The organism is Rhizobium atlanticum (genome assembly GCF_030182485.1).
GTDB lineage: Bacteria > Pseudomonadota > Alphaproteobacteria > Rhizobiales > Rhizobiaceae > Rhizobium.
The window spans coordinates 1-10,948 of sequence record NZ_JAQJCJ010000028.1 but is presented as its reverse complement, the minus strand read 5'-3'; the positions used below and the strand labels follow the sequence as shown (position 1 = coordinate 10,948).

The window sequence follows — 10,948 nt, the reverse complement described above, 5'->3', positions numbered from 1 at the left end:
CAGCGTAACGCGCGGCATCCTCCGCGACGGCGCATAGCGCGCCCATGCCTATGGACGCGCGCACCAACAATCCGCCGCACGCCTGCGCGCCCGATCCGCCGAACGGGGAAACGCCAGTTCGGTCGTCGTTTAGCGTGGAACCCTTCTGCATGTTGTTCATCTCCTTCTACCTGACAGAGAATGCCGCGGCGAGCGGCGAGCCGCCGCGGTGCTGCCGGCGTCGCACCGCGCGCGCGCGCCGAATGCAGCAATGCCGCCCATCGTCTTCGCCGCTGCCTCTTGACACGGGGCAGAGGATCCCAGCTCATGAGAATCCGATGCGGACTGTCATGGACGGATGTGCGGTCGGGTAATAGCGCCGGCCTTTTTCGACGCCGCTCATCAATCGCGGCCGCACCCCGGCCTCCTGCATGGTCAATGCCAAGGCGATGCTGAACTGCACCAGCTCCAGCCATACAAGGTGATAGCCCATGCAGACGTGTGGGCCGGCACCGAACTGCAGCATGTCCACCGGCCGGATCGGCTCCGTGCGTTGCAGCCACCGCCCCAGACGGAACTGATCGGGCGCTTCGTGCAGCAGCGGCGAGGTCGAGAAATGCAGTAGTGGGATGCATAAATGAGTGCCCGCAGGAATGCGCCGCTGGCCGAGTTGTAGTTCCTGCATCGCGCGACGCGGTACGAGCGAGGAAGCCGGATGCATTCGTAGCGTCTCCCGAAACAGCGCCTCTGCGACCGGACATTGCGCCAGGTCCTCGTGCCCGGTCGGCACCGCGCCCACGCGTTGCGCCTCTTCGACCAGGGCGTCCCACAGCTCTGGATGCTGCGCCAGCTCGATCACCATCCAGGCTATCGTCGAGGCGGAGGTCTCGTGGCCGGCAAGCAGCAGCAAGCGGATATTGGCGACCAGGACGTCATCGGAGAGCGCGCCATCGCTGCAATCGAAGGCGCTCACCATGTCGTTGATCAACCCGGTGCGCGCGGCGCGCGCGCGCGCGTCCCGGATGAACTGGCGCGACTGCGCGTCGATCCAATCGCGGGCGGCGCGGCCGCGTCGCAAGGGCATCCCCGGCAGGTCGATCGGGGGCGCGACCATCAATTGCAGCAGTTGCCGGTACTTGCGATGCCACTCCGACAGGTCTTGAGCGGGGATGCCCATGAGACTGAAGGTGAGTTTGAGCATCAGGTTGCGTGTGTCTGGCAGGATAGCGACTTCACCGCGGTCGCGCCACGCCTTGACCTGAGCCCTAATAATTGGTTCGAACAGCTCGCCAATGCCGGCCTCGGTCAGACCCCTCGGCAGAAACGCCGCTTTTATCCCATCGCGCGCCTGCCGGTGCGCGCTACCGTCCAAAGTGACCAACGTTCCGCCAAGGATGTCGGGCGCCATCTCTTCGATCAGTGCCGAGGACACTTCCTTGTGCCGGAGCAATGCGAGCGCATCTGGATCCAGGCATGTCATCAGGTGTCCGGCCGGGCCGAAGTCCAGCCAGAAGTGGCTGCCTAGGGTCCTTTCCGCGCGCCGCAGCAGGCGCGGCAGATCGCAGACGATGGCGGGGAGATGCCCGACCAGGGGGAAAGCGCCAGGCATGACCGGGATGTCGTCCCGTAGCCGGCGCCAGCGGTTCAGCGGGTTGAGCAGCATGTCCATCACCAATGCGACGCTGCGGTTGCTTCGGCGGCGTCACCGGCCGGCCGAGCCGCGCTGTTGCCACCGTCGGCGTAGGTTGGAACATGCGCCAACATGCCGCCGTCGATGCACACCACCTGGCCGGTGATGAACGCAGCCTCCTCCGAGAGCAGGAACGCGACCAGCGCGGCTACGTCCTCGGGGCGGCCGACGTGCGGCAGGAGCTGGTGCCGGTGTAGATGCCGTTGCATGCACTCGTCCAGCTTGGCGAAGAGACGTTCAGTCATGACAAGACCTGGCGCAACCGCGTTGCAGCGGATCTTCGCGTGTCCGTATTGGGTGGCAAGCGAGGCCGACAGCATGTTCATTGCGGCCTTCGACGCGGCGTATGACGTCAGTGCGGTGTCGCCGCTGAGCCCTTGGCACGATGACATGTTCACGATCGCGCCACCACCACGGCCGATCATTTGTGGGATGGCCTGCCGGCAGCAAAGGAGCGTGCCGCGCAAATTGGTCGCCATGGTCTGGTCCCAGACCGCCACGTCCAGGTCGAGGATCGCGCGGTCGTGCGGAGTCAAATGCATGGCGCTCGCATTGTTCACAAGCACGTCGACCCCACCGAAGCGCCGCTTCGCCGTTTTGAACAGCTCTGCCACCGCCTGCGCATCTGCGATGTCCATGGCCACGGCCAGCGCTTGGCCCGCTTCGGCTGCGATCTGTGCGGTGCAGGCGATGGCAGCGGGGCCATCAATGTCGGCCACCACCACTCTGCCGCCCTCGCGCGCGATGGCGAGGGCGCATGCCTTGCCGATCCCGGCGCCGGCGCCGGTCACCACGGCCACCTTGCCTTTAAATCGTTCCATCATGTTCTCCTGGATTGCGTAGGTCTTTCGCTGCATGTCGCTCAGCGTCTGCCGGAGAGGGCGTAGGGCCGGGGTTGGTGCAATGGTCATCGCCGGCTTCGCTTTCGATCACCCGAATGGCCGCGACCGGGCACTGGCTGGCTGCTAGGCGCACGGCGGCGTGCAGCGCCTGCGGGACCGTCGCCATGCACACTTCCGCCACGCCGTCCGGCTCCCGCTGACGAAAGGTGCCCGGCAGCGTCAACACGCACTGACCAGTGGTTCCGCACAGGTCCTGGTCGACCACGACGCGAACCTCAGCCGCCGCCTGCGCGTGCAGCCGCACCGGCAGCGCGCGGAACGTCCTAAGGAACGCTGAGGGCTCCCGGGTCGGCTGCTCGGCCAAGGCCAACGTGGGGAAGCGAGCCTGGATCTGCGGCAGGCTCTCGGCCAGTTGCACCCTGGCGAGTTGAGCACCTAGGCAGAAGTGGATGCCGTGGCCGAAGCTCAGCATAATCTTTCCGTCGCTCGACATGCCAGGCCTGGTGCCGTAGAACCGCACCGGATCGAAGCGGTCGGGATCAGCGAAAGCGTCCGGGTCGCGATTGCCGGCCGCGATCAGCACGCGCACGTCCGCGTCCTTCGGGATCACCACGCCATGCAGTTCGATGTCGCGCTGGGCGATACGCGGAATGGAGCTGAACATGGCCGGCGCCTCGCAGCGCAGTACTTCTTCTACAAATGCCTCCACCCCTGCGGCGTCTCCCTGCAGCCAGTGCCGCTCCTCGGGGTAGGCCAGCATCGCCAGCACCGCATGGTCGATAGTCGCAGCAGTGGTGGCGAAGCCGCCCAGCAACATGCCCCACAGCATGCTGATCAACTCCGCGTCCGAGAGCGTATCGGCGTCGTCGGTGTGTGCGCCGACCAGTGTCGACACGATGTCGCGGCGGGGATCGGCGCGCTTGCGCAGTATGAGGTCGCCGAAATAGGCCTTCACCCTGGCGCTGGCCACGTCCGCCGCGGCGAGGTGTGGATCGCTGGCGTGCGGGCTCAGGCCTTCTAGAATGGCGCTGACGATCGCTGAGAGCTCGAAAACGTCGTCTTGGGGCATGCCGAACAATTCAGCGAAGACAAGCATGGGCAAGGCCAGTGCGAATTCCCGATGCAGGTCCACCGCCTCTCCTCGCTCCAGTGCGGGCGCCATGCCATCCAGGCGAGCTGCGACGATGCGCGCGATGCTCGGCCGCAGGTTGTCGATCTGGCCCACGGTGAAATCGCGCGAAATCAGCCGGCGCAAACGCGTATGCGTCGGTGGTTCCTTCATGGCTAGCGTAGACGCCAGCAGATTGAGCGACAGGCTGCTCGCCGCACGCGGGAAATAGCGCGCCAGTTCGGATGGCGCCGGCCCCCGAAACGCATCGCCCGTAGCCTTGAACGCCCAGTAGATGTCGGCGTGGCGGCTCAACAGAAAGAGGCCCGACGCCGCGCGGTGCACCGGATCGTGCTCTCGCAACCACCGCATGAACGGGTACGGGTCTTGGATGCATGCTGGCGACGCCAGCTCGGCGAAGGCGTCGTGGCATGCTGCCGTGGTGTCTTGCACGTCCATCTTGATTACCTGTCGAGTGGCTGATCTGACCGGTGCGCGCCAGGCGCCGCCAAATGAGAAGATTGCGATGCCGGGGGGCGTCCGCACCAGAGCACCGGCATCTCCTCGAACCCGCCGGTAATGATCTCCTTGCGCAACTTCAGTTCTTCGGGCGCCACGGCCAGGCGCAACGCGGGAAAGCGCTGGAAGATCGAACCGAATATGGCCTTCAGTTCCAGCCTCGCCAGCGCCGCCCCGATGCAATTGTGCTGCCCGTAGGAGAACGCCAGGTGGGGATTTGCGTCGCGTCCGATGTCGAAGACTTCCGGGTCTTTGAAATGGCGCGGATCAAACGAGGTCGCCGGCAGGCCGACCAGTACTTTGCTCTCCGCGGGTATATGCACGCCCGCGATGTTAACGTCGGTCCGGGGATAGCGCATGATGCCGTCCCACCCCGCGCCAGGCGAATACATGCGCAGTATTTCTTCCACCGCCTTGTCCACCAGGGAAGGATCGCGGACCAGGCGTTCGCGCTGTTGCGGATGGCGAAACATGGCCAGCAGGCCGAATTCGATCTGCGCGACGGTGCTCTCGTGCCCCGCCACCAGCACGCCCGCCGCGAGGCCGATCGCCTCTTCCTCGGTCGCTTTGCCCTGGTCGACCGCGGCTAGCAGATCCGTCAGCAGGTTATCGCCCGGATCCTGTCGCTTGCCCCGTATTTTGCCGTGGATGTAGGCGCGGAGCTCTTCCCAGGCCAGGCCGGACGCGCTGCGCGGGCCGCTTTCATGCTGGTGCGTCATCACCTCGTCGGAGAGCCCTGCGAAAAAGGCGTGTTCCTCGAAGGGCACGCCCATCAGCGCGCTGATTACCTTGGCCGGAAGCGGAAAGGAGAGATGGCGTCGCAAGTCCGCGGGCTGGGGCTGAACCGCCAGCGTATCGAACAACTGCACGGTGATCGCCTCGACCTGCTGCGTAAGCAGCTTCACCCTGCTGTTGCTGAAGGCCGGCGCCACGATCGTGCGTAACCGAGCATGCTCGTCCCCTTCGTGCGAGACCAGCCATCCCGGCGAACCGAGAATGACCGAATCTGGGGTGAAATCCGCCGGAGGCATTCCCGCGGGCCGGAATGCCGCGTCAGACAGCACCGCCTTGGCCTCGTCATAGCCTGTCACCCACCAGCATTCGTGCCCGGACGGAAGGCGCACGCGGTGGATCGGACCCTTGGCGCGTAGCGCCAACATCTCGGGCGAGGGCTCGATGTGATCGACCCGCCACATCGGCAGCGTCGGCAAGGATTGTTCGGACATGGTGACGCTTCACTCTTTAAGCCCGGAAGGGGCGGAAGATGACGGGCGGACTGCGGGCAGCAAATGAGTTAAGACAGCGTGTAGACGACGTCCTCCTTGGCGATTGCCAGCGCCAGATCCTCCGGCCGCACGAACGGCGGGGGGAAGGCACGTCCCAATTTCAGGCGCGCCAGCGCAGCGCCCACGCACAGATGCGGCCCCTGGCCGAGGGGCAGGTGCGGGTTTTGCAGCCGGTTGAAATCGAACATGTCGGTAACGCCATAGGTCGGCCGACCGTAGGAATTCGCGCAGCAGGTTCGACCCCACCCGCCCACCGACCCGTCCGCAAACATAACTTCCAAACCAGTCCCACACGCCCGGTTTCCCGCCTGGCTCAAGGTCCGCCGCTTTGGCTGTACCGCTCGCGACGTGTGTGGCTCGCAAACGAAGAACTCTAGATCGCATCCAACACTCCTCACATTTTCCCGGCGCACAACCGAGCCACTATCATTGCCACAGCAAACCATCGGACCTCACGAGACGCGAACAGCGACGCGCCGCCCGAAGACCATCGCGCTGCGATTGGCGACATACCGTGACCAGAGCAAATCGCGTGCCGAAGTGAATTCGTGGGCTCAGCAGGCATTTCGTAGCAGCGCGTAGTGTCAAGCTCCCGCCATTCAGTCTCAATGCCGACAACCGCGGAGTACATGTCTGACAAAAGCCTGATCTAACGCCGGTCTGCGTCCGACAGTCGGCGACCTGCATGGGATGCCCCGAGGCGAGCTTTCGTGCAACAATCCGCGCCATCTTCGACGTCGAAGTTGCCCCGCCAGTTTTCGTCCCATGGGCGGGAACGTCGTCGACTGCGCCGCCGCGTTAAAAGCGCCGGCTTTGGGCAAATCTGACTGGACCCGCCTCGACCCTCCGGTAATAAAGTTTGCGGAGCTTATTTCCGCCAGATGCAAGTTCCGAGCTTGCAGTCATCTCGTTGACGTTGTTCTCAATGTTTCCACCCCCGCGCTTACCGAGACGGTCGAGCTTCTCGATCGGCGTAGGTCTAAAAGGCAACGGGAAACGATCAAATTTCGAGGCATGTTCTCTTCCGGAAACATGTCATCTAATCAGAAGCGGCGGTCGGCAGCAGTCGCCTTAGTCGGAGACCTTCTAAACCAGACGATGCCCGATCCATGCCGAAGATGAAGCAATCGGGAGACCAATGCAGCATCTCATGGACCGCCGCACCGTGGTGAAAAAAGCGGTCCTCGGTTGCTGGAGGTTGTTGAATAGTTCCATGACATCGAATTGAGCTTACGCCTGATGAATTCGGTCAATACCTACACCGCTAAGGGGTGCGCCGTTTACGCCTTGGGTCAAGCTTGGGGACGTTGGACTGCTCTGTTTTATCGCGATCACGTTTTTGTGGCTGGTCTGCCTGCCGAGTTCCTGAATGTATCGATCTGTCGCTCTCGCGCGTGGGCCGGAAGGACATAAATAGCAGGCTCAAGAAATAAACGACCTGAAGGAAAACCGAAGCCGCTAAGGTTACGGCGAACGCTTTGAAGATGGAAAGCGAGGCGGCGTAGGCCGAAACAGCGCTGGTGCACGTGACCAGCAGCAGGATGCAAAAAAAGGTTCTAAAGGGCAAGGTCTTGCTCCCGTTCGTTCGTCCAATGTTTCAACTGCGTCGACGCCGATGATTTCGCCCGGTTCGTCTACGCTATGAACGTGCATGACTTCGCCGAGAGCAGGCGTTGAAACAGCGTCTGCATGCAAAGCGGGTTGCGCCGTCGACAGCGATCAACTACTTCGGCATTCAGCTGGTGCCATAGGTTGCCAAAAGCCGGGTCAGCGCGAACACGCCAAAATGGCGACTTTTTCCTTCGCGGCTTCCAACTCGGCAAATGCACTGAACGTCTTCCGCCCTTCAGTGTTGACCTTTGTCCAGTTGAACGGGAGGCCTTCGGCAACGTAGTGAACGCCGCTTTGAGGCGTCAGCTTTCCGTTTCTCCAGCCCATGTCGGCACACTCGCGGACTCTGAGCGAATCGGCGCGACCTGGATCCTATCATTCGTCATTGCGCTCATAGGAGCACCGGGGAGCGGCGATCAATACGCACTTGCAGGCTTTCCAGTGCGCCCGCAACGATGAGGCCCTTGTTCGCCACTCGGTCCATCGGAGCAAACACAGGATCAAGCACCGGCCGGCAACATTCAAAACGTCGCGCGGCTTCCGTCATCGTTATTGACGGTGAACGATAAGGTTTACTACCGTCGCCTCCCAAAAGCGCTATCTGCCCGGCAAGAGGGATCGGGTACCCGTCAAAGATCGTGAAGGCGGTTAACCCAACTCGCAAAGCTTCTTCCCCAACAAATAGCGAGTGCATGTCGTCGAAGCGGATCATCTGAATAAGATCACTGCCAATTAAACCGGAGATCGATGCAATGCTGTTGCGATCAGGGAGCTCAGCGGCGCGAAAGATCGCACTTTCCGGCTCCAACAGATACACAAAATTTTCCATATCCTTGCCTTCTAAATTCTTGAAAAGAGCCCGTGCCCAGCTGCTTTTGACGGGAGCGAAAGCGACTCGTGCATCAACTCGGGATAGCGACAACGCGCGGCAATATGCAGATTCAGCGTGCTGTGTAAATGGTCCTGCGCCAATTCGGTTCGGTTCAATTCAAGTCACGCTCCGGACGTGTCGCTCCAATGTCGCCCATATCGTTGACTTTATTTAGATATTTGAATACGCGTGGTTTTATTCCGGCGCGCCCCCATACCAATTCCGCGCCAAACATGTACGCGACGATGTTGGACCATACCAGCAGCCGCGCAGTGGACTAAGGCGAGTTCAGCAATCGAACGTGGCGGCCATCGGCGTCGCCGCTCGTATGGCTCGACATTTGTCCCAAATTTGCGGAACGGGATCCCGACCTTGGGCAGGCTATGCAAACGGGTGCGTGTTCCAAGTTTGACGAGAGCTGTACGCTGTACGAATACCCCGGCAGAATTGGAAATCATCTCCCATGCTGCAGACGCGAGAAGCTGACGAGTGGAGCTTCTATCAAGGCACCCCTTGCGACGCTGAAGCAGAAAGAAAATTTGCAATCGGCAAGTTCCATCCGAGCATCACGACATTTGGCTAGCGCAACCGGGGCAACAGCCGCGCTCACTGTTGGCTTACTTAAAGTGTGCTGAGTGCCGCGGTCGCGAGTTCGCGCTCGGTCCCCAGGCGTTTTTGGTGCCGCGTTTTTAGTGCTATTCAAAACGCGGATGACGGCATCCAATCAATCTATTTTTCCTGATTAGCGACCTTGGTGCATGATCAAAGCGTCTAACCAAACAAGGTGATCGCGACGTCAGCGGAGAAACGTAAAAAATGCAATAGATAGGAAGCGGCAGATTTTATTGCGTATCCCGGAGAGATACTGCCGCCGCCATGTTGCTCGCTATGGCGGCGGCCCTCGGAGTGTGGCGAACAGGCCCGGTCTCCAACTACTCTGAGGACTATCGAAGAGACATATGATAACTCTCATCGACGGCTAAGGCGTCGTTGCGCAGCAGTTGATCTTCGATCTTCCCTCAGATTGCCGCACTCAGACTGCTCAATCGGCGCCGCAGATTGAAAGCCTGCGTTTGTCCGTTTGACGACAGCGGGAGGCGGGATCGCCTCCCGCTGCACAGGCGATCGAGTGATTGAAAAGCCGGCTTCAATTGTCACTTGCTCAAGTTGGCACAACCTTTGAATGTTCGCCTTCCGGGGACCAAAGCAGCCAACTGAATTCGATTATTGGAGAAAGCGACGAAGCGCATGCCAAATGTGCATCACATCGGGGTCTTGACGGTAGCGGTACCAACTGTGGACGCCGCACGTCAAACCGGCCTAGCCGTCGACCACTGCGACGATTGCCAAACACTCTATTTCAGCCGACCATGCCAGATGGGTCTCAAGTTATTTGATGACTATGTGCTCTTCCGCTTTTTTTCGCGCGCACTTGAAGAAATTGAGATGGGGATTGCCACCGCGACCGAGGCAACCGGCCTTTCGCTTAGGGAGCTGCGGGATACAACCCGCAGTTTCCCAGCAAGGCTTATCCGCGCCTTTGCCCTGCAAGAGGCGAGTGATTGCGTGCCTGATGCGGAGGAGCAACTGTTGCGCGACATGCTCCTAGCGCATGTGCGGCCAGGCGACCCTGAGGGCGTGCGTTTTGCTAAGATCATTGCGCGACGTTCCATGCGTGAAGACCACCTCTGGCGGGATCTCGGCTTGCATGACAAAGCCGAACTTAGGAGATTGCTGTTCGCGCATTTTCCGGCGCTGGCGGCAGGCAACACCTGCAACATGAGGTGGAAAAAATATTTCTACCGCAAGATTTGCGAAGCTGAAGGCTTTTCCCTTTGTAGCGCTCCCAGCTGCAAGGAATGCGGCGATTTTAATGAATGCTTTCTCCCTGAGGAAAGCGGAAGTCTTTCTGGAGCGGCAGAGTTCGTCGGGCACGAGATCTTGAAAACGTAAAGGCCACAGATGCAATCTTGGCGGGCTTGTCCGGCGACGTTGAACCGATACGGGGGATTATTGCTCCCGATGTTGCGACTGTGCGGGCACGCGCAAATGTCGCTTTCCTAAATATGAGCGGTGATGTCGTCGTCGGATAATGATCATCGGTCCATTCTATAGCGCCTACTAAAATTGCCTTAAGCTCTTCGCCATATTCGACTACGCGATCTACAATTTGTCGGAGCTGAGCGTGCGGCCGGAAAAAAGCATCCGCGACTAGCGCTTTAACTTGATAGCTTGCTCACGATCTTTGCTGTAGCCTTCGAGCATTTCCTCCAGAATTTGGCCCGCTGACGATCGAAACCGGCTCCGTTGTCAATCTCGCCAATGGCGGAACAATCCGGGCCTGCAAGACTTCAGCTGCCAAGCTGTCGGCATTCCTCCTATTTGTTCGTGGAGACAGCATAACAGCGAGCTTGTTGTAAGCGACAATCTCTACTGTGCCTTCATATGCGTTCTGCTGATCATCCGGCCTTAATTCCGACGCGCGGTGCGAAGCCGATTGGCCGTCAATGCGGTGCCGATCTGTTTGGCTCTACGACTTGCCACACTACTTCTGTCCCTCGCCTGAGATGTAAGGATACGGACGAGATTTGTTGATCTTTGACGCAAGCGATTTCCAACCGACAAGACCTCGCAGCCGCTTCATCCAGTTTGGCGGTTTCGAGACAAGAGTTTGTCGATCCCGCCTTCGAAAGTTTGGAATTAAATAGCTGAAGATCAGCAAAACAACTGTTTTATATGCTGCTGCCCACATGGCACGGGTTTTGAAGATTGCCATGCGAGGCGGCGCGAGCTGCCTGCCTTTTACTCAGCGATGGATGGAACGAAAGAAGGAAGGCGATATGTCAGATTTGCGTCAAATCGCATTTTACGGCAAAGGGGGGATCGGCAAGTCCACCACCTCCCAAAATACGCTCGCAGCGCTTGTCGACCTCGGGCAGAAGATCCTGATCGTCGGATGCGACCCGAAAGCCGACTCCACCCGGCTGATCCTGAACGCCAAAGCACAGGACACGGTTCTGCATCTGGCAGCGCAGGAAGGTT

At 60.3% G+C, this 10,948-nt stretch carries 9 protein-coding genes; 2 read left to right on the top strand and 7 right to left on the bottom strand.

The annotated features are described in order from the left end of the window. Positions 1-304: 304 nt before the first annotated feature. From PH551_RS28950 to PH551_RS28920, 7 genes are all read right to left on the bottom strand, one after another. The gene (locus PH551_RS28950) at positions 305-1,648 is read right to left on the bottom strand and encodes a cytochrome P450 (protein ID WP_018247208.1); all 1,344 of its coding nucleotides are present in this window, start codon (positions 1,646-1,648) and stop codon (positions 305-307) included. Then, positions 1,648-2,490: an SDR family oxidoreductase gene (locus PH551_RS28945; protein WP_018247209.1), complete on the bottom strand. Its 843-nt coding sequence runs from the start codon at positions 2,488-2,490 to the stop codon at positions 1,648-1,650. Before PH551_RS28945 ends, PH551_RS28950 begins: the two co-directional genes overlap by 1 nt. Then, the gene (locus tag PH551_RS28940) at positions 2,477-4,078 is read right to left on the bottom strand and encodes a cytochrome P450 (RefSeq protein WP_004673819.1); all 1,602 of its coding nucleotides are present in this window, start codon (positions 4,076-4,078) and stop codon (positions 2,477-2,479) included. The genes PH551_RS28945 and PH551_RS28940 overlap by 14 nt, the downstream gene beginning before the upstream one ends. Positions 4,079-4,083: 5 nt before the next feature. Then, entirely contained in the window at positions 4,084-5,364 is a 1,281-nt protein-coding gene (locus PH551_RS28935) for a cytochrome P450 (protein WP_004673818.1), read from the bottom strand. Between the two features lie 68 nt (positions 5,365-5,432). Then, entirely contained in the window at positions 5,433-5,612 is a 180-nt protein-coding gene (locus PH551_RS28930) for a hypothetical protein (RefSeq protein WP_004673817.1), read from the bottom strand. A 1,579-nt stretch (positions 5,613-7,191) separates the two neighbouring features. Then, the gene (locus PH551_RS28925; protein WP_004673816.1) at positions 7,192-7,362 is read right to left on the bottom strand and encodes a CCE_0567 family metalloprotein; all 171 of its coding nucleotides are present in this window, start codon (positions 7,360-7,362) and stop codon (positions 7,192-7,194) included. Positions 7,363-7,426: 64 nt separating this feature from the next. Further along, positions 7,427-7,864 carry a DUF3846 domain-containing protein gene (locus tag PH551_RS28920; protein ID WP_004673815.1) on the bottom strand — a complete coding sequence of 146 codons (438 nt, stop codon included), beginning with the start codon at positions 7,862-7,864 and terminating at the stop codon, positions 7,427-7,429. 1,290 nt (positions 7,865-9,154) lie between these two features. Between PH551_RS28920 and PH551_RS28915 the strand changes: the two genes are divergently transcribed. After that, positions 9,155-9,859 carry a nitrogen fixation protein NifQ gene (locus tag PH551_RS28915; protein WP_004673813.1) on the top strand — a complete coding sequence of 235 codons (705 nt, stop codon included), beginning with the start codon at positions 9,155-9,157 and terminating at the stop codon, positions 9,857-9,859. An 887-nt stretch (positions 9,860-10,746) separates the two neighbouring features. Further along, a partial coding sequence (locus PH551_RS28910) for an AAA family ATPase (RefSeq protein ID WP_285196075.1) occupies positions 10,747-10,948 on the top strand: 202 nt, incomplete at its 3' end.